24 protein-coding genes are annotated in these 21,793 nt (G+C 60.9%); 13 read left to right on the plus strand and 11 right to left on the minus strand.

Translation table 11 applies throughout. The features are described 5' to 3' along the window. Positions 1–132 precede the first annotated feature (132 nt). On the plus strand, positions 133–684 hold the full coding sequence (locus tag LUU92_RS00300) for a cytochrome c oxidase assembly protein (protein WP_071490934.1): 552 nt from the start codon (positions 133–135) through the stop codon (positions 682–684). A gap of 35 nt (positions 685–719) precedes the next feature. Beyond that, positions 720–1,607, plus strand: coding sequence for a cytochrome c oxidase subunit 3 (locus LUU92_RS00305; RefSeq protein ID WP_071490935.1), 888 nt, complete (start codon positions 720–722; stop codon positions 1,605–1,607). 6 nt (positions 1,608–1,613) lie between these two features. Here the strand turns inward: LUU92_RS00305 and LUU92_RS00310 are convergent, their stop codons facing one another. Beyond that, positions 1,614–1,817 carry a twin transmembrane helix small protein gene (locus LUU92_RS00310; protein ID WP_058424417.1) on the minus strand — a complete coding sequence of 68 codons (204 nt, stop codon included), beginning with the start codon at positions 1,815–1,817 and terminating at the stop codon, positions 1,614–1,616. A gap of 28 nt (positions 1,818–1,845) precedes the next feature. On the opposite strand from LUU92_RS00310, the gene LUU92_RS00315 reads away from it, so the two are divergent. The 5 genes from LUU92_RS00315 to LUU92_RS00335 are packed head-to-tail and all read left to right on the plus strand — an operon-like array spanning position 1,846 to position 5,769. Beyond that, positions 1,846–2,610, plus strand: coding sequence for an SURF1 family protein (locus tag LUU92_RS00315; protein ID WP_071490936.1), 765 nt, complete (start codon positions 1,846–1,848; stop codon positions 2,608–2,610). After that, the gene (locus LUU92_RS00320; protein ID WP_071490976.1) at positions 2,576–3,160 is read left to right on the plus strand and encodes a PA_0111/PP_0108 family redox-active disulfide protein; all 585 of its coding nucleotides are present in this window, start codon (positions 2,576–2,578) and stop codon (positions 3,158–3,160) included. Before LUU92_RS00315 ends, LUU92_RS00320 begins: the two co-directional genes overlap by 35 nt. A gap of 10 nt (positions 3,161–3,170) precedes the next feature. Then, on the plus strand, positions 3,171–4,250 hold the full coding sequence (locus LUU92_RS00325; RefSeq protein WP_071490937.1) for a COX15/CtaA family protein: 1,080 nt from the start codon (positions 3,171–3,173) through the stop codon (positions 4,248–4,250). Next, positions 4,238–5,137: a heme o synthase gene (gene cyoE, locus LUU92_RS00330; RefSeq protein WP_071490938.1), complete on the plus strand. Its 900-nt coding sequence runs from the start codon at positions 4,238–4,240 to the stop codon at positions 5,135–5,137. The genes LUU92_RS00325 and cyoE overlap by 13 nt, the downstream gene beginning before the upstream one ends. After that, positions 5,134–5,769 carry an SCO family protein gene (locus LUU92_RS00335; RefSeq protein WP_071490939.1) on the plus strand — a complete coding sequence of 212 codons (636 nt, stop codon included), beginning with the start codon at positions 5,134–5,136 and terminating at the stop codon, positions 5,767–5,769. Before cyoE ends, LUU92_RS00335 begins: the two co-directional genes overlap by 4 nt. A 144-nt stretch (positions 5,770–5,913) precedes the next feature. On the opposite strand, the gene LUU92_RS00340 is transcribed toward LUU92_RS00335, so the two are convergent. From LUU92_RS00340 to LUU92_RS00350, 3 genes are read right to left on the minus strand one after another with little or no spacing between them, the layout of a single operon-like run. Continuing rightward, positions 5,914–6,684 carry a MetQ/NlpA family ABC transporter substrate-binding protein gene (locus LUU92_RS00340; protein ID WP_071490940.1) on the minus strand — a complete coding sequence of 257 codons (771 nt, stop codon included), beginning with the start codon at positions 6,682–6,684 and terminating at the stop codon, positions 5,914–5,916. Between the two features lie 51 nt (positions 6,685–6,735). Then, positions 6,736–7,410 (minus strand): methionine ABC transporter permease, encoded by a 675-nt coding sequence (locus tag LUU92_RS00345; protein WP_010207814.1) that lies wholly within the window; start codon positions 7,408–7,410, stop codon positions 6,736–6,738. Further along, positions 7,410–8,417, minus strand: coding sequence for a methionine ABC transporter ATP-binding protein (locus LUU92_RS00350; protein WP_222540717.1), 1,008 nt, complete (start codon positions 8,415–8,417; stop codon positions 7,410–7,412). The genes LUU92_RS00345 and LUU92_RS00350 overlap by 1 nt, the downstream gene beginning before the upstream one ends. Before the next feature lie 265 nt (positions 8,418–8,682). On the opposite strand from LUU92_RS00350, the gene katE reads away from it, so the two are divergent. After that, complete coding sequence (gene katE, locus LUU92_RS00355; protein WP_071490942.1) at positions 8,683–10,812, plus strand: catalase HPII; 2,130 nt, start codon at positions 8,683–8,685, stop codon at positions 10,810–10,812. Positions 10,813–10,914: 102 nt separating this feature from the next. Here the strand turns inward: katE and LUU92_RS00360 are convergent, their stop codons facing one another. From LUU92_RS00360 to LUU92_RS00375, 4 genes are read right to left on the minus strand one after another with little or no spacing between them, the layout of a single operon-like run. Next, entirely contained in the window at positions 10,915–11,634 is a 720-nt protein-coding gene (locus LUU92_RS00360; protein WP_071490943.1) for a PA5502 family lipoprotein, read from the minus strand. A 37-nt stretch (positions 11,635–11,671) separates the two neighbouring features. Continuing rightward, positions 11,672–12,460 (minus strand): zinc ABC transporter permease subunit ZnuB, encoded by a 789-nt coding sequence (gene znuB / locus LUU92_RS00365; protein ID WP_071490944.1) that lies wholly within the window; start codon positions 12,458–12,460, stop codon positions 11,672–11,674. Continuing rightward, positions 12,453–13,238 (minus strand): zinc ABC transporter ATP-binding protein ZnuC, encoded by a 786-nt coding sequence (gene znuC, locus LUU92_RS00370; RefSeq protein ID WP_257102984.1) that lies wholly within the window; start codon positions 13,236–13,238, stop codon positions 12,453–12,455. Before znuC ends, znuB begins: the two co-directional genes overlap by 8 nt. Next, positions 13,238–13,720, minus strand: coding sequence for a Fur family transcriptional regulator (locus LUU92_RS00375; protein WP_025854323.1), 483 nt, complete (start codon positions 13,718–13,720; stop codon positions 13,238–13,240). The genes znuC and LUU92_RS00375 overlap by 1 nt, the downstream gene beginning before the upstream one ends. A 58-nt stretch (positions 13,721–13,778) precedes the next feature. On the opposite strand from LUU92_RS00375, the gene LUU92_RS00380 reads away from it, so the two are divergent. Beyond that, positions 13,779–14,708, plus strand: a complete 930-nt coding sequence (locus tag LUU92_RS00380) for a zinc ABC transporter substrate-binding protein ZnuA (protein WP_071490946.1) — start codon at positions 13,779–13,781, stop codon at positions 14,706–14,708. Positions 14,709–14,774: 66 nt separating this feature from the next. Here the strand turns inward: LUU92_RS00380 and LUU92_RS00385 are convergent, their stop codons facing one another. Both LUU92_RS00385 and LUU92_RS00390 read right to left on the minus strand, forming a co-directional pair. After that, the gene (locus tag LUU92_RS00385; protein WP_257102985.1) at positions 14,775–15,728 is read right to left on the minus strand and encodes a homoserine kinase; all 954 of its coding nucleotides are present in this window, start codon (positions 15,726–15,728) and stop codon (positions 14,775–14,777) included. A 56-nt stretch (positions 15,729–15,784) separates the two neighbouring features. Next, complete coding sequence (locus LUU92_RS00390) at positions 15,785–16,075, minus strand: DUF2782 domain-containing protein (RefSeq protein WP_071490948.1); 291 nt, start codon at positions 16,073–16,075, stop codon at positions 15,785–15,787. A gap of 74 nt (positions 16,076–16,149) precedes the next feature. Between LUU92_RS00390 and polA the strand changes: the two genes are divergently transcribed. After that, positions 16,150–18,927, plus strand: a complete 2,778-nt coding sequence (gene polA, locus LUU92_RS00395) for a DNA polymerase I (RefSeq protein WP_071490949.1) — start codon at positions 16,150–16,152, stop codon at positions 18,925–18,927. Between the two features lie 269 nt (positions 18,928–19,196). On the opposite strand, the gene yihA is transcribed toward polA, so the two are convergent. Next, positions 19,197–19,838 (minus strand): ribosome biogenesis GTP-binding protein YihA/YsxC, encoded by a 642-nt coding sequence (yihA, locus tag LUU92_RS00400; RefSeq protein ID WP_010207832.1) that lies wholly within the window; start codon positions 19,836–19,838, stop codon positions 19,197–19,199. Positions 19,839–20,030: 192 nt separating this feature from the next. On the opposite strand from yihA, the gene LUU92_RS00405 reads away from it, so the two are divergent. The 3 genes from LUU92_RS00405 to dsbA all read left to right on the plus strand — a co-directional run bounded on the left by LUU92_RS00405 (position 20,031) and on the right by dsbA (position 21,783). Beyond that, positions 20,031–20,333, plus strand: a complete 303-nt coding sequence (locus tag LUU92_RS00405; RefSeq protein WP_071490950.1) for a c-type cytochrome — start codon at positions 20,031–20,033, stop codon at positions 20,331–20,333. A 34-nt stretch (positions 20,334–20,367) separates the two neighbouring features. Then, on the plus strand, positions 20,368–20,979 hold the full coding sequence (locus LUU92_RS00410) for a c-type cytochrome (RefSeq protein WP_058424433.1): 612 nt from the start codon (positions 20,368–20,370) through the stop codon (positions 20,977–20,979). A 168-nt stretch (positions 20,980–21,147) separates the two neighbouring features. After that, positions 21,148–21,783: a thiol:disulfide interchange protein DsbA gene (gene dsbA / locus LUU92_RS00415; protein ID WP_033899253.1), complete on the plus strand. Its 636-nt coding sequence runs from the start codon at positions 21,148–21,150 to the stop codon at positions 21,781–21,783. Positions 21,784–21,793: the final 10 nt, after the last annotated feature.

Here is a 21,793-nt window from a genome sequence, read left to right on the forward strand (position 1 = left end):
GCTTACACGGCCAATGTGGGAGGGGGCTTGCCCCCGATAGCGGTGTGTCAGCCGACATCATGATTGGCTGTAAAACAGCTATCGGGGGCAAGCCCCCTCCCACAATGGCCTCATTCACATTGGGTGGGCGTCATGGCTGAATACTTGCCGATCAAGCGCCTGGTCACACGGCTGCTGATCCTGGTGGTGGCGATGTTCGCCTTCGGCTTTGCGCTGGTGCCGATCTACGACGTGATGTGCAAGGCGTTCGGCATCAACGGCAAGACCGCAGGGCAGTATGAGGGCGAGCAGGTTGTCGACCCGACGCGCCAGGTGCGCGTGCAGTTCCTGTCTACCAATGCCATCGATATGGTCTGGGATTTCTATGCCAAGGCGGACGAAGTGGTGGTCAACCCGGGCGCGGTGACCGAGATGCTGTTCGTGGCTCACAACCCGACTGACAAGCCGATGACTGCCCAGGCCGTACCGAGCATTTCCCCGGCCGAAGCGGCGATGTATTTCCACAAGACCGAATGCTTTTGTTTCACCCAGCAAGTGCTGCAGCCGGGCCAGCGGATCGAGATGCCGGTGCGCTTCATCGTCGACCGCGACATGCCCAAGGATGTGAAGCATCTGACTCTGGCGTACACGCTGTTCGATATCACTGCGCGCCAACCGCCGGTGGCTGTGCATACCGGCGGCTAGCTACTGTTTGCCCCCTCAATCAGGAGAGCGAATACATGTCGACTCATGATACGTACTACGTACCAGCGCAAAGCAAATGGCCGATAATTGCCACGATTGGCATGCTGGTCACCGTGTATGGACTGGCTGTGTGGTTCAACGACCTCAAGGCGGCACGCCCGGAATCCCACGGCCCGTGGATCTTTTTTGTCGGTGGGCTGCTGCTGGCTTACATGCTGTTCGGTTGGTTCGGTGCGGTCATCAAGGAAAGCCGCGCCGGTTTGTACAGTTCGCAGATGGACCGATCGTTCCGTTGGGGCATGACCTGGTTCATCTTTTCCGAAGTGATGTTCTTTATCGCGTTCTTCGGTGCGCTGTTTTATGTGCGGCACATGTCCGGCCCGTGGTTGGGCGGTGAGGGTCACAAGGGCATTGCGCACATGCTGTGGCCGAACTTCGAGTTTGCCTGGCCGTTGCTCAACAACCCTGACCCCAAAATGTATCCCGCGCCTGAAGGCACCATCAGCCCTTGGGGTCTGCCGCTGGTCAATACCATCCTGCTAGTGAGCTCCAGCGTGACCATTACCATTGCCCACCATGCCCTGCGCAAAGGTCATCGCGGTGCGTTGAAGATCTGGTTGGCGATCACGGTGCTGTTGGGGCTGGCGTTCCTGGGGTTCCAGGCCGAGGAGTACATCCACGCCTATAAAGAGCTGGGCCTGACGCTGGGCTCCGGCGTGTATGGCGCGACGTTCTTTATGCTCACCGGCTTCCATGGCGCCCACGTGACCATCGGCACCCTCATTCTGTTCGTGATGCTGATGCGCATCCTCAAGGGGCATTTCAATGCCGAGCACCAGTTCGGCTTCGAGGCGGCCAGTTGGTATTGGCACTTTGTGGACGTGGTGTGGATCGGGCTGTTTTTCTTCGTTTACGTGCTGTGAGGCGACTTACCACGGCGCATGAGAAACCAGTTGGCCGCTGAAAAAGCCCCAGGTGATCAAGGCCAGTGTGATCACGGCCAGCACGACACGCACGGTCAGGGCGTTGACGAGGCGGTTGGAGTTGCCCTCGTCCTTGACCAGGAAGAACAAGCCACTGAACAGGCTCACGACGGTCGCGATCAGCATCAGGGCAATAGCAGCTTTGAGCATGGTCGGGCTCCACGGGGATGGGCGGGCAATGAAAACAAGTATAGCCAGCGCCGCAAAACGCTTTCGTCCAGGGATCGCACCCACCTTAGTGGTGCTGGTACTGCTGCCCCTGATGGTGGGGTTGGGGTTCTGGCAACTGTCGCGCGGCCATGAAAAGCAGCTGCTGGTGGACAGTTATGCCGAGCGGCGCGCAGCGGAGCCGATCAGCAGTGCGCAACTCAATGACATGGCCGACCCGGCCTTTCGCCGCGTGCGCTTGCGCGGGCAGTTGGATGCCGGGCACAGCGTGTTTCTCGATAACCGCATGCGCGACGGCAAGGCCGGCGTAGAGCTGCTGCAACCCTTCCACGATCAGGCCAGCGGCCTGTGGCTGTTGCTGAATCGCGGCTGGCTACCCTGGCCGGACCGGCGCACGCCACCGGTATTCAGTACCCCGGAGCAGCTCTTGAATCTGGATGCCTGGGTCTACGTCGCCCCTGGCGAAACCTTCCAATTGCACGCCGACCCCGCCAGTGCGCAATGGCCACGCCTGCTGACGGCGCTGCACCCTGCCGCGTTGTGGGCGCAATTGGGCCGCAGCGGTTTCGCCTATGAGCTACGTGCCGAGCCCGGCCCCGGCACTTACGAAACCAGCTGGCCCATCGTGGCCATGGGGCCGGAAAAACACCTGGCGTATGCCGTGCAGTGGTTCGCCATGTCGCTGGCGTTGCTGGCGCTTTACCTCTACCTCGGATGGCACAACAAAAAGGAGAAGCCCCATGGGAGCGGCCATGAATCCACCCAACATGTCTGAGGTGCCTGATCGGCGCAAAGGCCGTTGGCAACTGATTCTGATCCTGATGATGGTGATCGGCCCGATGGCGCTGGCCACTTTCATGTACAAGCTGCAGTTCTGGGTGCCGCAAAGCCGCAGCTACCACGGCGAGATGATCGGCAACGGCCAGACCCGCGCCGACATTGGCGTGCAGGCCGATGAGCAGCGCTGGCAACTGCTGGTCACCGCGCCCGCCGCCTGCGCCGCCGATTGCCAGCAACTGGTCTACCTCGCGCGTCAATTGCAGATCGGCCTGGGGCGCGATGCCTCCCGCGCCAGCCATGCCTTGGCCAGTGCGCAGCCGCTGGACAGCGACTATGACGCCAAGCTCAAGGCCGAGTACCCGCAACTGCAACGCTACCCGCTGGACCTGTCGACCTTCAGTAAAAACGCCGCTGCACCGGGGGATGCTCAGCTGTGGATCGTCGACCCCCACGGCAACCTGGTGCTGCGCTATGACACCAAGGTCAAAGGCAAGGACTTGCTCAACGACCTGCGCCACCTGCTGAAACTGTCGAACATCGGATAGGGGCATCGTCATGGCCAAACCTGGATTTCGCCTCGCGTTGTTTGCCACCTTGCTGGCGCTGATCGTTGTGCTGCTCGGCGCTTATACCCGCCTGACCCATGCGGGTCTGGGCTGCCCGGACTGGCCCGGCTGCTATGGCTTCATCGGCGTGCCCAACACCGAAGCCCAACTGGCCCACGCCGAGCTGCACTTCCCCGATACGCCGGTGGAGGCGGACAAGGGCTGGGCCGAGATGACCCATCGCTACTTCGCCGGCACCCTGGGCTTGCTGATTGTGTTGCTGGCGGCGCGCTCGTGGAGCCATCGGCGCGATCCGGGCCAGCCGGTGAAGCTGCCGCTGTTTGTACTGGCGGTGGTGTTCGCCCAAGCGGCATTTGGCATGTGGACGGTGACATTGAAGCTGTGGCCGCAGGTGGTGACGGGGCATCTGTTGGGTGGCTTTGCGACCTTGAGCCTGCTGTTCCTGCTGACCCTGCGTTTGTCCGGCGTATTGCCCGCGCTGATCGTGCCCAAGCGCCTGCAATATTGGGCGACGGCAGGCCTGGTGGTGGTGATCGGCCAGATTGCCCTGGGCGGTTGGGTCAGTTCCAACTACGCGGCGGTGGCCTGTATCGATTTGCCAACGTGCCATGGGCAGTGGTGGCCGGCAGCGGACTTTGCCAACGGCTTCCACCTGACTCAACACATCGGCCCCAATTACCTCGGTGGGCAGTTGGACAGCGAGGCGCGCACCGCCATCCACCTGACCCACCGCATCGGCGCCGTCATCGTCAGCCTGGTGCTGCTGGGCCTGGCCTGGCAGTTGCGCGCAGTCGGCATGACGCGGTTGGCCGGCTTGCTGTTGATCGCCCTGGCGGCGCAAATCTGCCTGGGCCTGAGCAATGTGTATTTCCACCTGCCGCTGCCGGTTGCGGTAGGGCATAACGCGGGCGGTGCGGCGTTATTACTGACGCTGGTACTGGTCAACTATCACGCGCGCACCAGTCTGGTCCGGGTGCGCAACCAGTTGCCGTTCGGCTGGCGCTTTATTCCGCGCAAACACGTATCGGGCCTCGTTACCCTTAAAGGAGAGATGCCATGGCGACCTTGATCGGCGCGCGTCACGGCCAGGCCATCTGGCGTGATTATCTGGAGCTGACCAAGCCGAAGGTGGTGGTGCTGATGCTCATCACCTCGCTGGTGGGGATGTTCCTGGCGACTCGCGCTGGTGTGCCGTGGACCGTGCTGGTGTTTGGCAACCTGGGGATTGCCCTGTGTGCAGGCGGCGCGGCGGCGGTCAACCATGTGGTGGACCGACGCATCGACGCGGTAATGGCGCGCACTCACAAGCGGCCGTTGGCGGAGGGCCGGGTGTCACCGCTGGCGGCGTTGGCCTTTGCTTTGTTTCTGGCTGTTGCCGGCTTGGCCCTGCTGCTGGCATTCACCAATCCGCTCGCAGCCTGGCTGACGCTGGCCTCGCTGCTCGGTTATGCGGTGATCTACACCGGTTTTCTCAAGCGTGCGACGCCACAGAATATTGTTATCGGCGGCTTGGCCGGTGCAGCGCCGCCCTTGCTGGGTTGGGTCGCCGTCACCGGGCATGTCAGCGCCGAGCCCCTGCTGCTTGTGTTGATCATCTTTGCCTGGACTCCGCCACACTTCTGGGCCTTGGCCATCCATCGCAAGGAAGAATACGCCAAGGCCGATATCCCGATGCTGCCGGTAACCCACGGCGAGCACTACACCAAGGTGCATATCCTGCTCTACACCTTTGCCCTGCTGGCGGTGAGCCTGATGCCCTATGTGATCCACATGAGCGGCCTGCTGTACCTCGGCTGCGCCCTGGTATTGGGCGGGCGCTTTCTGCAATGGGCCTGGGTGTTGTACCGTGGCGGTCGGCCGCACGCGGCGATCAACACCTTCAAGTACTCTATCTGGTACTTGCTGCTGCTGTTTATCGCCCTGCTCGTAGACCACTACTTACTGTTGAACCTATGACTCGAACTCAAAAGACTGTCTTCATCCTGGTGGCCCTGGTGGCATTGATCATGGGCCTGACCGTTAACAAAGTGCTCTCGGGCAAGGGCCAGGGCGACCCTACCGCGCTGATCGACGCAGGTATCATCCTGTTGCCGCAAAGCCGTCAGTTGCCGCCGGTGACCATGACCAACCAGGACGGCCAGCCGGTGCTGGTCAACGAATTGAAAGGCAAGTGGAGCCTGTTGTTCTTCGGCTACACCTTCTGCCCGGACATCTGCCCGACTACCCTCGCCCAGCTGCGCCAGATCAAGAGCGAGCTGCCTAAAGAGGCTGTGGATAAGTTGCAGGTGATTTTGGTCAGTGTGGACCCGAACCGCGATACGTCGACCCAGCTCAAACAGTACCTGGGCTACTTCGACCCGCAGTTCCAGGGCCTGACGGGCGCGAATGTGGAGGAGGTGCAGAAGGTCTCGAATGCGGTGAGCATTCCGTTCATTCCGGCGGATACCAGCAAGCCCAACTACACCGTCGACCACAGCGGCAACCTGGCATTGATCGGGCCGGATGGGACTCAGCGCGGGTTCATCCGTGCGCCGTTGAACAACCAGAAGCTGGTGGCGCAGTTGCCGGGGTTGTTGAAGCGTCAGTAACAGGCGACACATAACAAATGTGGGAGGGGGCTTGCCCCCGATAGCAGTGGGTCTGCCACCAGATGCAGTGACTGACACTCAGCAATCGGGGTGTAGCCCCCTCCCACATTTTTTGATCTTCAGCGTGTTGGAGATCGAATCAGATCAGAACGCCGGCTTGATCGCGCCTTTGTACTTCTCTTCGATGAATTGCTTCACTTCAGGCGTGTGCAGGGCTGCAACCAGCTTCTTCACGGCGTCCGAGTCCTTGTTGTCTTCGCGGGTCACCAGGATGTTCACGTAAGGCGAATCGCTGCCCTCGATCACCAGCGCATCCTTGGACGGGTCCAGCTTGGCTTCCAGCGCGTAGTTGGTGTTGATCAGCGCCAGGTCGACCTGGGTCAGTACGCGCGGCAAGGTGGCGGCTTCCAGTTCGCGGAATTTCAGGCTTTTCGGGTTGGCGGTGATGTCCTTGATGGTCGACAGGATGTTGGTCGGGTCCTTCAGGGTGATCAGGCCGTTCTTGGCCAGCAGCAACAGGGCCCGGCCGCCGTTGGTGGCGTCGTTGGGGATCACCACATTGGCGCCGCTTGGCAGTTCGTCCAGCTTCTTGTACTTGCTGGAGTAGGCGCCCAGGGGTTCCAGGTGCACCGCGCCGACGCTCACCAGGTGGGTGCCCTTGGCTTTGTTGAATTCATCCAGGTACGGTTGGTGTTGGAAGAAGTTGGCGTCCAGGCGCTTTTCCGCGACTTGTACGTTCGGCTGCACGTAGTCGGTGAAGACTTTGACCTGCAGGTCCACGCCTTCTTTGGCGAGGGCAGGTTTCACGAATTCGAGGATTTCCGCGTGTGGGACCGGCGAAGCCGCGACCGTGATGGTCTCGGCGTGGGCGGAAAACGCGGCAACGGCGGCGAAAGCAACCAGTAGTTTCTTCATCCAACAAGCTCCTTGTTCGGGCATGTGCCGGCTTATCACCGGCAATGGCCGTTATTTTCGAGAAAAGTGCACCACCAGCTTGTCGCCGACGGTTTGCAGAATTTGCACCAGGATCAGCAGCATCACCACCGTGACCACCATCACGTCAGTCTGGAAACGCTGGTAACCGAAACGGATCGCCAGGTCACCCAGGCCGCCGGCACCCACCACACCGGCCATGGCCGTGTAGGACACCAGTGTAATCGCGGTCACCGTAATCGCCGCGAAAATGCCTGGGCGCGCTTCGGGCAGCAAGGCGTTGGTGATGATCTGGCGCGTGCTGGCGCCCATCGATTGCGTGGCTTCGATAATGCCGCGGTCCACTTCACGCAGCGCGGTTTCCACCAGGCGTGCGAAGAACGGCGTCGCGCCCACCACCAACGGCGGAATCGCACCAGCCACACCCAGCGAAGTGCCGGTGATCAATACAGTGAACGGGATCATCACGATCAGCAGGATGATGAACGGCAGCGAACGCAGGATGTTCACGATCAGCGACAGCAGCGCGTACAGGCCCTTCTGTTCGAACAGTTGGCGCGGGCTGGTGAGGAACAGCAGCACGCCCAGGGGCAGGCCCAGCACCACGGTGAAGAACAGTGAGCCGAACAGCATGGTCATGGTGTCGCCGGTGGCGAGCCAGATTTCGGACCAGTCAATATTGGCGAAGAAACTCAACAGGACGTCCATTAGCGCAGGATCTCCATGTGGACGTCAGCAGCGGTGAAGCGCGCAAACGCAGCGTCCATGTCGCCACCGGTGACGGCGAGGGTCAATTGCCCGTAAGGGATGTCTTTGATGCGGTCGATACGACCGGCGAGGATGCTGTAGTCCACGCCCGTTTCGCGTGCGACGGTGCCCAGCAGCGGCGCGTAGGTCGCTTCGCCCTGGAACGTCAGGCGCACGATGCGGCCGGGTACGTGAGCGAAGTCATCGCGTTGCTCGTTTTCGTCGACCTGCTCGGACTCTTGCACGAAACGCTTCGTGGTTGGGTGCTTGGGGTGCAGGAATACATCGGCCACCGAGCCTTGCTCGACGATCACGCCGGCGTCCATTACGGCCACCTGGTCGCAGACACGGCGGATCACGTCCATTTCATGGGTGATCAGCACGATGGTCAGCTTCAGCTCGCGGTTGATCTCGGCCAACAGTTGCAGCACCGAGGCGGTGGTCTGCGGGTCGAGGGCGCTGGTGGCTTCGTCGCACAGCAGGATCTTTGGCTTGGTCGCCAGGGCGCGGGCGATGCCGACGCGTTGTTTCTGGCCGCCGGACAACTGCGCCGGGTACTTTTTGGCGTGGTCCGACAGGCCGACGCGCGCGAGCAGTTCTGCGACGCGCAGGTCGATGTCCTTGCGCGACAGTTCGCCGGCCAGGGTCAGTGGCAGCGCCACGTTGTCGGCGACGGTCTTGGAAGCCAGCAGGTTGAAGTGCTGGAAGATCATCCCGACCTGCTGGCGGAAACGGCGCAGGCCGTTGGCGTCCAGGGCGGTGACTTCTTCGCCATCTACCCTGATGATGCCGCCGCTCGGTTCTTCGAGGCGGTTGATCAGGCGCAGCAGGGTGCTTTTACCCGCGCCGGAGTGGCCGATCAGGCCGAACACCTGGCCGTTTTCGACACTCAGACTGGTGGCGTGCAGCGCGGGAATATCCCTACCGGCGACGCGGTAGGTTTTATGGACGTTTTGAAACTCGATCACGTAGCGAACCTTGTGGGGCGCATGGAAAAGGGATCAGCGGTTAGCCGGGGGCGCATTTTAGCCTGTCTGTATAGCGTTTCTTAGCATTTATTTCGTATTCAACCAGCGATTTGGCAATAACGCGATCAAAGGTCATAAAAAAGGAACGGTACAAAACCGCGTCAGTCACTACTTAAGCAACTCGATTTCCCAGGTGCCGTGCCTGGGGTTTTGCTCAAACGAGCCGGGGACCGCTCTGGCCACTTTGAATAAGGAGTTTTGACTGATGAGTAGCAAAAAGCCAAAGAGCGAGCTAGCGGGCACCGACACCCTGGATCGTGGTAACACCAACGCCAAGCTGCAGGCCCTGGAGGCCTTCCGCTCCGATGCGACCGGTCAGGCCCTGCGTACCAATCAGGGCGTCAAGATTTCCGACAACCAGAACACCCTGAAAGTGGGCTCCCGTGGCCCATCGCTGCTGGAAGATTTCATCATGCGTGAAAAAATCACGCACTTTGACCATGAGCGTATCCCGGAGCGCATCGTGCATGCCCGTGGCACCGGTGCCCATGGCTATTTCCAGACCTACGAGAACCATTCGGCGCTGACCAAGGCTGGTTTCCTGCGTGACCCTGGGCATAAAACGCCGGTCTTCACCCGCTTTTCCACTGTGCAGGGCCCGCGTGGTTCGGGTGACACGGTGCGTGATGTGCGCGGTTTTGCCGTGAAGTTTTTCACCGAAGAAGGCAACTTCGACCTGGTGGGCAACAACATGCCGGTGTTTTTCATTCAGGACGCGATCAAGTTTCCTGACTTCGTACACGCCGTGAAGCCCGAGCCGCACAATGAAATTCCTACAGGCGGGTCGGCGCACGATACCTTCTGGGACTTCGTCTCGTTGCAGCCTGAATCGGCGCACATGGTGATCTGGGCGATGTCTGACCGTGCCATTCCAAAGAGCCTGCGCAGCATGCAGGGTTTTGGCGTGCACACCTTCCGCCTGGTGAACGCCGAGGGGAAATCCAACTTCGTCAAATTCCACTGGCGTCCTACGGCGGGTACTTGCTCGCTGGTGTGGGACGAAGCGCAAAAGCTGGCCGGTAAAGATACCGACTACCACCGCCGCGACCTTTGGGAAGCCATTGAGATGGGCGACTACCCTGAGTGGGAATTGGGCGTGCAGGTGATTCCCGAGGACAAGGAGCATGCGTTCGACTTCGATATCCTCGACCCGACCAAGCTGATCCCTGAGGAGCTGGTGCCGATCACGCCGCTGGGCAAGATGGTGCTCAACCGCAACCCGGACAACTTCTTCGCTGAGGTCGAGCAGGTCGCGTTCTGCCCAGGCCATATCGTGCCGGGTATCGACTTCTCCAACGATCCACTGCTGCAAGGTCGGCTGTTTTCCTACACCGACACGCAGATCAGCCGACTCGGCGGGCCGAACTTTCATCAGTTGCCGATCAATCAGCCGGTCACGCCGCTGCATAACAACCAGCGCGATGCCATGCACCGCAGCACCATCGATAAAGGGCGAGCCTCTTATGAGCCGAACTCAATCGATGGCGGCTGGCCGAAAGAAACGCCACCGGCTGCGCAGGATGGTGGTTTTGAGTCCTACCCTGAGCGCATCGACGCCCACAAGATCCGTGAGCGCAGCGAGTCGTTCGGCGATCACTTCTCCCAGGCGCGTCTGTTCTTCCACAGCATGAGCAAGCACGAACAGGAGCACATCATTGCGGCCTACAGCTTTGAGCTGGGCAAGGTCGAGCGCGAGTTTATCCGCGCGCGTCAGGTCAACGAGATCCTGGCCAACATCGACCTGGAACTGGCCAAGCGCGTGGCGCAGAACCTGGGGCTGCCCGCGCCGACCCAAGGCACGGTGCCTGTCCGTAAAACCCAGCCGGAACGTTCGCCGGCATTGAGCCAGGCAAACCTGCTGCCGGGTGATATCAAAACGCGAAAAGTGGCGATTCTTGCCGCGAACGGCGTTGATGGTGCTGCAATTGATGCGTTGAAGAAGGCACTGGAAGCCGAGGGCGCACATGCCAAGCTGCTGGGGCCAACCTCGGCACCGGTAAAAACGGCTGATGGTAAAAGCCTGAAGGTGGATGCCTCGATGGAAGGTATGCCATCGATTGCGTTCGATGCGGTATTTGTCCCTGGCGGGAAAGACTCTGTTAAAGCCTTGAGTGGTGATGGCGTGGCGTTGCACTTCCTGTTGGAAGCGTACAAGCACTTGAAGGCGATTACCGTCGCCAACGACGCTAAGTCATTGCTGGATCTGTTGAAGCTTGAGGCGGATGCGGGACTGATCGTCGGGTCGGATGCCAAGGCGTTCAAGGCATTCTTTGCCGCGATTGCCCAGCACCGGGTCTGGGATCGTGAGCCTAAGGCCAAGGCGATTCCGGCTTAAGTCTTTGGTTGTTTGTTAGATCGTCATCGGGGGCAAGCCCCCTCCCACATTTTGAGCTGTGAATACATTCAAAGTGCGGGAGGGGGCTTGCCGCCGATGGTTTTATTCCGCCTTGCGCGGAATCAGCACAACCTGCGCCGGAATCTTCTTCAGAATCTGCCGGTGAATCTTCAGGTCATACCCCGAATCAATTCGCTTCACCCGTTTGGTCAGCAACGTGGCCAGCCACGGGTAATCCTCTGTGCGCGGCGCCTGGATGCTCACATCGCATTGGTAATTCACCACGTCGGTGGCAATCGCATCCAGCTGATGGCGCAGTTCTTCGATGTTGGTGAGGTTCAACGCCACGGTGGTGCTGGGCGCCGTGGGGTCGATGACCTTGGCGGCGGGCTTGGCCTCGGCCGCTTTCAGGTCGGCTTCGGCTTTGTCCAGTTCGGCCTTGCGCGCATGGCTGATGGCGCTGTTGACGCCACCGGTCAGCGCGGGTGCCTTGGGCATCAGGGCGCGGGCACGGCTCAGGGCGGTCGCGGCGGCGTTTACATCACCCTTTTGCAACACGATCTGGCTGCGTTGCAAGTAGGCTTCAGCCAACTGCCGCTGGTAGGTTTCCAGCGCCGGGTCGTTGGGCGACTGGGCTTGCAGCGCCGCTAGCTGGTCTTCTGCGGTGGCCAGTTCGCTGCTGGCCAGGTTTTGTTCCAGCTGTGCGATGGCCGCAGCGCGTGCGTCCGGGGCCTCTGGGACGGCGGGCGGTGTGCTTTGACAGGCGCCCAGCAGCAGGGAAAATGCGGCAAGGAGCAGATAACGGGAGGTGAACGGCTTCATTCCTGCGACTCTCTATTTGCGCAAAAAGCGAGCAAGTCTACACCCCTCGACGGGGCAGGACAAAACTCAGCAGAAACAGGGCGGCGGCCGTGACCACAATCGACGGCCCGGCCGGCGTGTCCTTGAACCAGGACAACGCCAGGCCCCCGCACACAGCGAGCATCCCCAGCAGGCTGGCGCCCACCGCCATCTGCTCCGGTGAGCGGGCGTGGCGCTGGGCAGCGGCCGCGGGAATGATCAGCAGCGACGTGATCAACAATACGCCGACAATCTTCATCGCGACAGCGATCACCACGGCGATCAATAACATCAGGGCCATGCGCAGGGCCGGCACGGGCAAGCCTTCTACCGTGGCCAGCTCTTCGTGCACGGTAATCGCCAGCAGCGGGCGCCACAGCGCGACCAGCAGCGCCAGTACGGCCGCGCTGCCGCCGAGGATCCACGCAAGGTCGCCGGGGCTGATCGCCAGCAGGTCGCCGAACAAGTAGGCCATCAAGTCGATGCGCACTTCATGCATGAAGCTCAGCACCACCAGGCCCAGGGACAGGGTGCTGGGTGCCAGGATGCCCAATAGGGTGTCGGAGGCCAGGGGCTGGCGCTGTTGCAGGGTCACCAGCAGTACCGCTAATAACAGGCAGCCAACGGTCACGGCGATGGTCGGGCTCACATCCAACAGAAAGCCCAGGGCCACGCCCAGCAGCGCGGCGTGCGACAAGGTGTCGCCAAAATAGGCCATGCGCCGCCAGACCACGAACGAGCCCAACGGGCCCGCCACCAACGCCAAAGCCAAGCCTGCCAGCAGGGCGTAGAGCAGAAAATCAGCCATGCTTGCAGCTATCTCCATGAACGTGGGTATGGGGGGTGGCGGGGTCATCGACGACGGCGCCATGCAGGTCGTGGGCGTGGTCGTGATGGTGGTGGTAGATCGCCAGGCTCTGGGCGTTCTTGCCGAACAGCTCGACGAACGCCGGGTCGCCGCTGACCTGTTCCGGATGGCCCGAGCAGCACACGTGGCGGTTGAGGCACACCACCTGGTCGGTGGTGCTCATCACCAGGTGCAAATCGTGGGACACCATCAATACGCCGCAGCCATGGCGGTCGCGCAGACGGGTAATCAAGCTGTACAGCTCGGCCTGGCCGGCGACGTCGACGCCCTGCACGGGCTCATCCAGCACCAGCAGTTCCGGCTCGCGCAACAGGGCGCGGGCCAGCAGCACGCGCTGCATTTCGCCGCCGGAAATGCTTTGCACCGGGCTGTCGATCACCTGTTCGGCGCCGACTTCCCTGAGCGCCCCCTGGGCGCGGGCACGGTCTACGCCGGGCACCAGGCGCAGGAAGCGCAGGACTGACAATGGCAAGGTTGGATCGACATGCAGCTTCTGCGGCATGTAGCCGACGCGCAGCTTGGGCTTGCGCCACACACTGCCGGTGTCGGGCTTGAGCAGGCCCAGCACGGCACGCACCAGGGTGGTCTTGCCGGCGCCGTTGGGGCCGATCAGGGTAACGATCTGCCCCGGCTCCACGCTCAGTGCGATGTTATCCAGCACGTTTTGCCCGGCGAACGTGACCCCGACCTGCTCCAGGCGGATTAACGCGTTGCTCATCAAGCCCCCTGGCAGCCCGAGCACAGGCCGACCACTTCGACCGTTTGCCCTTCGACCCGGAAGCCGACCTCGGCAGAACTCTTGATGATGGCGTCGCTGATGCTTTTTTGTTCAAGCTCGATGGCGGCGTGGCACTCGCGGCAGATCAGGAACTGGCCCTGGTGCGCGTGTTCCGGGTGGCTGCAGCCGACGAAGGCGTTAAGCGAGGCGATGCGGTGCACCAGGCCGTTTTCCAGCAGGAAGTCCAGTGCGCGGTACACGGTGGGCGGCGCGGCGCGGCGGCCGTCCTGCTCGCTGAGCACGCCGAGAATGTCGTAGGCGCCCAGCGGCTTGTGGCTCTGCCACACCAATTCCAGCACGCGGCGGCGCAGTGCGGTCAGGCGCAGACCCTTCTGTGTGCACAGGGTGTCGGCTTCCGACAGCGCGGTATGCACGCAGTGAGAGTGGTCGTGGGGACGGCTGGCAAGCGGTGTTTTAGGCATGAGCGGCGACAGATATTTGATAGAGACGTTATTATGTTACCCGTTCCTACGCCATTGAGTGGTCATCGTGTCCCGACTTTTTCCCGTTTTTGTCGTATTTGTCACCAGTTTGTTCATGGCTGGCGCCGCTCAGGCCGACGTCAAGGTGTTAACCAGCATCAAGCCACTGCAGTTGATTGCTGCGGCGGTGCAGGACGGCGTGGCGGTTCCGGAGGTGTTGTTGCCACCGGGCGCGTCGCCGCATAACTATGCGTTGCGACCATCCGACGTACGGCGTGTGCAGTCGGTGGACCTGCTGTACTGGATCGGCCCGGACATGGAGAGTTTCCTGCCGCGCGTGTTGAAAGGTCGTACGGCAACAACGGTAGCAGTGCAGGACCTGCCGGGCATGAAGCTGCGCCGTTTTGCCGAAGATAGCCACTCCCACGCCGATGAAGCCGACGAACATGACCACGATCACCGCCCAGGCAGCCTGGACGCGCACTTGTGGCTGTCCACGATCAACGCACGGGTTATTGCTGCACGCATGGCCACTGATCTGGCTGCTGCCGATCCGGCTAATGCCTCGCGTTACCAGAGCAACGTGAAGGCCTTCGACGAGCGCCTGGATGCCCTGGATGCTCGCCTGAAAGCCCGTCTTGCGCCGATCGATGGCAAGCCCTACTTCGTGTTCCATGAAGCCTTCGATTACTTCGAAGACGCTTATGGGCTCAAGCATGCCGGCGTGTTCAGCGTGGCCGCTGAAGTCCAGCCGGGTGCCCAACATGTGGCGGCGATGCGCACCCGTTTGCAGGAAGTGGGCAAGACGTGCGTGTTCAGTGAACCGCCGTTGCGTCCGCGCCTGGCTGAAACCCTGGTGGCCGGGTTGCCGGTGAAGTTGGCGGAGTTGGATGCGCTGGGGGGTTATACCCCGGCTACCGCTCAAGGCTACGAGCAAGTGCTGGATAAGTTGGGCAACGACTTGGCGGGTTGCCTGGAATCGCTCTGACAGCAAACGACGACCAAATGTGGGAGGGGGCAAGCCTCCTCCCACACTTTTTGATCTCACAGGCTTTTAGAGGGCAAATGGCAGTTGCACGGTGACCCGCTGACGCTGCACCAGTCGATGCTCGAACTCCGCCGGGTCGTGGATCAGCACATCCTGTCCCGCAAAGGATTCAGCCGCGATCAGGCGTGACAGCCAGAACCGCACACAGGCCACGCGCAACATCGTCGGCCACAGCTCGGCTTCCTTCGCGGTAAACGGCCGCAGCCCTGCATACGCTCCCAGCAAGGCCCTGGCGCGTTGCCCATCAAGCACGCCATCGGCGTCCGAGCACCAGTCATTCAGGGCGATCGCCACGTCGTACAGCATCGGGCCGGAGCAGGCGTTGTAGAAGTCGATCAGGCCGGTGAGGTGCGTGCCTTCGAACATCGCGTTGTCGCGGAACAGGTCGGCGTGCACGTTGGCGCGTGGCAGGGCGAGGATCTCGGCCTTGTGCGCTGCGATCTCGGTCAGAGCGTCCTGCAGCAGGCGCTGCTGTGCGGCGTTCAGGTGCGAAATCAGTTGCGCACCTTCACTGAGCATCCAGTCCAGGCCGCGATCGGTCTTGCGCTCGAGGACTTTCTCGCCCTGCGTCGCCAGGTGCAGATGGCCCAGCAGGTCACCGACCTGGGCGCAGTGCTGGGCGTTGGCGTCCTTGACGTGCTTACCGGCCAGGCGCGGCTGCAGCAGCGCCGGTTTGCCTTTGAGTTCACGCAAGGCCACGCCGTCGGTGGTGCGCAGGGCGTAGGGCACCGGCAGGTCGGCGTCGTGGAGTACGTCGAGCAGTTCGATGAAGAACGGCATTTGCGCAACCGGGCCACGCTCGACCAGGGTCAGGACAAACTCACCCTGCTCCAGGCTGATAAAGAAATTGGTGTTTTCGCTACCGGCGGCAATCCCCTGGAAGTCGATCAGGCGGCCGAGGCCGTAAGGGGCGAGAAAGGTTTCCAGCTCGGGCCGAGCCAGGGGGGTGAACACAGACATGGTTAAAACTGCCAGTACGGGCGCCGCGGTGCGCGGCGCCAATTGAAGTTAAGAAATCATTTCCATTCGAAGATCTTCCATGACGGGATCAGCATATCCGGCTGGTCAGAACGGATGAAGTTCGCATCGGTTCCGTCCGCGCGCACCAGGAAATAAGGAGGTGCGCCCTTCGGGATGACCTTGATTGCGTACAGGAAACCGTTCTGGCGGTACTCCTGAATGGTCTTGTCGCCTTCCGTGCGAATGGTCACTTCCGGATCGCCCCCAGGCGCATCGTCTGCCGCCACGGCAGCCATCGGAGCGAGTGCAATCAAGCCAGTCAACAGCAGGCGATTGAATGTACGCATGATAACCTTGTCCCTTTGTCGTCATTGGTCCGGCTATTCTAGCGCCTGACCCGCCGAAAAGGTTGATTCTGCTCATGAGCCAAGCACCCCTCGTCCTGGTGGACGGTTCTTCGTATCTGTACCGTGCCTTCCACGCATTGCCACCGCTGACCACTTCCAAAGGCCTGCCCACCGGCGCGGTCAAGGGCGTGTTGAACATGCTCAAGAGCCTGCGCAAGCAGTACCCGGACAGCCCGTTCGCGGTGGTGTTCGACGCCAAGGGTGGGACCTTTCGCGATGACATGTACGCCGAATACAAGGCCAACCGCCCGAGCATGCCGGATGACATGCGCGTGCAAATCGAGCCGTTGCACCAGAGCGTGATCGCGCTGGGCTTCCCGTTGCTGTGCGTCGAAGGCGTCGAGGCCGACGATGTGATCGGCACCCTGGCGCGCAGCAGTGCGGCGGCTGCCCGCCCCGTGGTGATCTCCACCGGTGACAAGGACATGGCGCAGTTGGTCGACGGGCACATTACTTTGGTCAACACCATGACCGGTAGCGCGATGGACATCGAGGGCGTGAAGGAGAAATTCGGTGTCGCTCCCGAGCAGATCATCGACTATCTGGCGCTGATGGGCGATTCGTCCGACAACATTCCGGGTGTTCCGGGTATCGGTCCGAAGACCGCTTCCGGCTTGCTGGTCGGCGTGAACGGCGGCATCAAAGAGCTTTATGAGCAGTTGGATATTGTGCCGACCTTACCTATCCGAGGCGCCAAGACGTTGCCGGCCAAGCTGGAAGAACATCGGGAGAGTGCTTTTCTTTCCTACCGGTTGGCGACGATCAAGTGCGATGTACCGTTGGATATCGGTCTGGATGACTTGCACCTGATCGAGCCGGATCGCGAGAAGCTGCTGGAGTTGTACACGCTGCTGGAGTTCAAGAGCTGGATTGATGAGGTCCAGCGCGATGCCAAACGCGTGGAACTCAAGGCTGCGCCGGTTGCCGAGCAAGTCGTCGAGGCAGTAGCGCCGGCAGAGGCCACCTACACCACCATCCTCGACCAGGCGACGTTCGACCTTTGGCTGAAGAAGCTCAACGATGCGAAGTTGTTTGCCTTCGACACCGAAACCACCGGTATCGATGCCCAGCAGGCGCAGCTGGTCGGCGTCTCCTTCGCCGTGCAGCCCCATGAAGCGGCCTACATCCCGTTGACCCATTCCTACATCGGCGCGCCGGAGCAGTTGGACCGCGACACCGTGCTGCTGGCCCTGAAACCGCTGCTGGAAGACCCGACCAAGCTCAAAGTCGGCCAGCACGCCAAGTTCGATATGAACATCCTGGCCAACTGCGCTATCGGCGGCGACCCGGCGCAGGGCATTACCGTGCGTGGCATTGCGTTCGACACCATGCTTGAGTCCTATGTGCTGAACTCCACGGCAACCCGTCACGACATGGACAGCCTGGCCAAGAAGTACCTGGACTACGACACTGTTGCTTTCCAGGACATCGCCGGCAAGGGCGCCAAGCAGCTGACCTTCGATCAGATCGCCCTGGAGCAGGCCGGCCCTTATGCGGCGGAAGATGCCGATGTGACCCTGCGTCTGCACCAGGCGCTGTTTGCACAATTGTCCGCCATCCCGAGCCTGGCGAGCGTGCTCACGGATATCGAGATTCCATTGGTGCCCGTGCTGGCCCGTATCGAGCGCCAGGGTGCACTGGTGGACAAGGACCTGCTGGGTATCCAGAGCATCGAGCTGGGCAACAAGATGATCGAACTGGAGCGCCAGGCCTTCGAGATCGCCGGCGAGGCGTTCAACCTGGGCTCGCCCAAGCAGCTCGGCGCGATTCTTTATGAAAAACTCGGCCTGCCGGTGCTGAAGAAAACCGGCAAGGGCCAGGCGTCGACGGCCGAAGAAGTGCTGGCCAAGCTGGCTGAGGATGACTATCCGCTGCCCAAGGTGCTGATGCAGTACCGCAGCATGAGCAAGCTGAAAAGCACCTACACCGATCGCCTGCCGGAACAGATCAACCCGCGTACCGGACGTATCCACACCTCCTATCACCAGGCGGTGGCGGCGACCGGGCGCTTGTCTTCCAGTGATCCGAACCTGCAGAACATCCCGGTGCGTACCGCCGAAGGACGGCGGATTCGCCAGGCGTTTGTTGCACCCAAGGGCTACAAGCTGCTGGCGGCGGACTATTCGCAGATCGAGCTGCGGATCATGGCGCACCTTTCCAAGGACGAAGGCTTGATGAACGCCTTCCGTCACAACCTGGATGTGCACACCGCCACGGCGGCCGAGGTGTTCAAGGTTGAGCTGGGCGAGGTCACCTCCGACCAGCGCCGCAGTGCCAAGGCGATCAACTTTGGTCTGATCTACGGCATGGGCGCGCAGAAGCTGGGCAAGGACATCGGTGTCGATACCAAGACGGCCAAGGCCTACATCGATGTGTATTTCGCCCGTTATCCCGGGGTTCGCGAGTACATGGAGCGCACCCGCGCCCAAGCCGCTGATCAGGGCTACGTGGAAACCTTCTTCGGCCGTCGCCTGTACTTGCCCGACATCAACTCCAACAAGCCCCAGGAGCGCGCGGCCGCTGAACGCACCGCGATCAACGCGCCGATGCAGGGCACGGCGGCAGACATCATCAAGAAAGCCATGGTGCTGGTGGACAACTGGCTGACCGATTCGGGCCTGGATGCCAAGGTGATCCTGCAGGTGCACGATGAATTGGTACTGGAAGTGCGTGAGGATCAGGTGGCGCAGGTCAGCGAAAAGATTCGCGAGCATATGAGTGCTGCCGCGAAGCTGGACGTGCCGCTGCTGGTGGAAGTGGGCGTCGGCAATAACTGGGATGAAGCGCACTGACGCGCGGGCGCTGCCACCGCGTTGTGTGGTGGCAGAGTGCTTTAGTGCGGAAATCGCCGTTGGTTATTTCAAATAGTTTTTCTGACTTGCCGGAACTTAACCCGTGAACTGCTACTCAGAGTTACTGAATGGGTGGTGAAGCCCTTCAATGCTCCTATGTTGTGTTAAGTGTTGGCAGATATCTGGACCCCGCCCTAGCGGTCCGGAACTTGAACCCCGAACTTCCCCTCCCCATACGAAGTCCGGGGTTTTTTTTGCCCGCAGAAAAGTTATTCCGCGAGTTCCGCGCCTTTGTCCGCCAATTCCATCCAACCGGCCAGCACGGTATAAGCTTCTTCCAGGCCCATGCGCTTTGGTGCCGAGAACAGCTGGATCGTGATCGCGTCGCCCCAGCCCTTACGGATTTCGGACTGCACTTTGAGCAAGGTGTTCTTGGCCGCGCCGTAGGTCAGCTTGTCGGCCTTGGTCAGCAGGATATGCATCGGCATGCCGCTGGCGACCGCCCAATCGAGCATCAACAGGTCGAAATCGGTCATCGGATGGCGGATGTCCATCATCAGAATCAAGCCTTTCAAACTCTCCCGGCCACCCAGGTAAGCCTCCAGGTGACGCTGCCAGTGCAACTTCAGCGGGATAGGTACTTTTGCATAACCGTAACCCGGCAGGTCGACCAGACGCCGATCATCGTCTAGCTTGAAGAAATTGAGGAGTTGCGTACGGCCCGGGGTTTTCGAGGTGCGCGCCAGGCTGGCGTGAGTCAGGGTGTTCAGCGCGCTGGATTTACCGGCGTTGGAACGACCGGCAAAGGCGACTTCAAAGCCTTCGTCATCGGGGCATTGGTCAACTTTGGCGGCGCTGAGCATGAACGTGGACTGTTGGCACAGGCCGAGGATGGGATTCTTGAGTTGCATGAGATTTCCGATGTGGGCGGTGCCGAGAAAGGGTGCGGCAAGCGGTGTCGTTTCCGTTTCAGTAGCGCCAGTATATAATGCCGCAGATTTTGTGTGTGCTTTGTCCCAGCGAAGGATGAAGTTCACGGGAGCGATAGACCTTTATTGCGCATTAGAACGCAAAACGCTCTCAAACCCTGAAATGGTCGACGTATGACCAAGTGGTTGCTCGCTATCGGTGCCCTGGTCCCGCTTTACGGCGCTCAGGCTACACAGGATCCGGAAGCGGTGTACAACCGAGTTTGCGTGGCTTGCCATGCCGGCCAGTTGCCCAGCGCCCCCAGACGGGGTGACCAGGCAGCCTGGGCGCCAAGACTGGCGCAGGGCATGGACACGCTGGTGCTACACGTGACCCAGGGTTTCAAGGCAATGCCGCCGCGTGGTTTGTGCATGGACTGCAGTACTGAGGATTACCAGGCCATCATTGAATTGATGGTGAGTAAACCCGGTAGATAACTCTTAAACCCCTTAGCCGTAGTTGGATTAGCTGATGAACAAACTGATCGTGAGTCTGCTGTTGACCTTGGGCATCACCGGTGTTGCCCATGCTGCAGGCGACGCTACAGCGGGCCAGGCGAAAGCCGCCGTATGTGGTGCTTGCCATGGACCGGATGGTAACAGCCCGGCACCGAACTTCCCCAAACTGGCCGGCCAGGGCGAGCGTTACCTGACCAAGCAGATGCAGGATATCAAGTCCGGCAAGCGCACGGTCCTGGAAATGACCGGCTTGTTGACCAACCTCAGCGATCAGGACCTGGCAGACATCGCGGCGTATTTTGCCAGCCAGAAAGGCAGTGTGGGAGCTGCTGATCCGAAACTGGTGGCCCGCGGCGAGAAACTGTTCCGCGGTGGCGACCTGGATAAAGGCCTGCCGGCCTGCACCGGTTGCCATTCGCCCAATGGCGCGGGCATTGCCGCCGCCGGCTTCCCGCACTTGAGTGGCCAGCACGCCACCTACATTGCCAAACAGCTGACCGATTTCCGTAAGGAAGAGGCCGGGCGCACCAACGATGGCGACGCGGCGATCATGCGCACCATCGCCCGCAAGCTGAGTGACGAGGACATTGCGGCGGTCTCCAGCTACATCCAGGGCCTGCACTGAGGTGCACGCAACGTTAACACTCGATTAATCCCGCGATGCAAGCATAAAAAGGGTGGCCCAGGCCGCCCTTTTTTGTGGCCGGTGCCGTTACACTAACGAACTCATGCCCGCGCAGGCCTGTCACAACAAAGGTCGCGTGAGGCGACTTTATTTGTCCAGGAGTAAAGCATGCGTAATCTGATCCTCAGCGCCGCTCTCGTCACTGCCAGCCTCTTCGGCATGACCGCACAAGCCGCCGACGTGCCGCTTGAAGCCGGTAAGACCTACGTTGAATTGGCCAATCCGGTTCCGGTTTCCGAACCCGGCAAGATCGAAGTGGTGGAGTTGTTCTGGTACGGCTGCCCGCATTGCTACGCTTTTGAACCGACCATCAACCCATGGGTTGAAAAACTGCCCAAGGACGTGAACTTCAAGCGCATTCCAGCCATGTTCGGCGGCCCATGGGATGCCCACGGCCAACTGTTCCTGACCCTGGAAGCCATGGGTGTGGAGCACAAGGTCCACAACGCGGTATTCGACGCGATCCAGAAGCAAGGCAAGCGCCTGACCAAGCCGGACGAAATGGCTGACTTCGTGGCCACCCAAGGTGTCGACAAGGACAAGTTCCTGGCCACCTTCAACTCCTTCGCTATCCAGGGCCAGATCAAGCAGGCCAAGGAGCTGGCGCAGAAGTATGGCGTGCAAGGCGTACCGACCATGATCGTCAACGGCAAATACCGTTTCGACCTGGGCACTTCCGGTGGTCCTGAGCAGACCCTCAATGTTGCCGACCAACTGATCGCCAAAGAGCGCGCAGCCAAGTAAGGGGCCCGTC

The sequence above is a fragment of the Pseudomonas extremorientalis genome (genome assembly GCF_024584605.1).
GTDB lineage: Bacteria > Pseudomonadota > Gammaproteobacteria > Pseudomonadales > Pseudomonadaceae > Aquipseudomonas > Aquipseudomonas extremorientalis.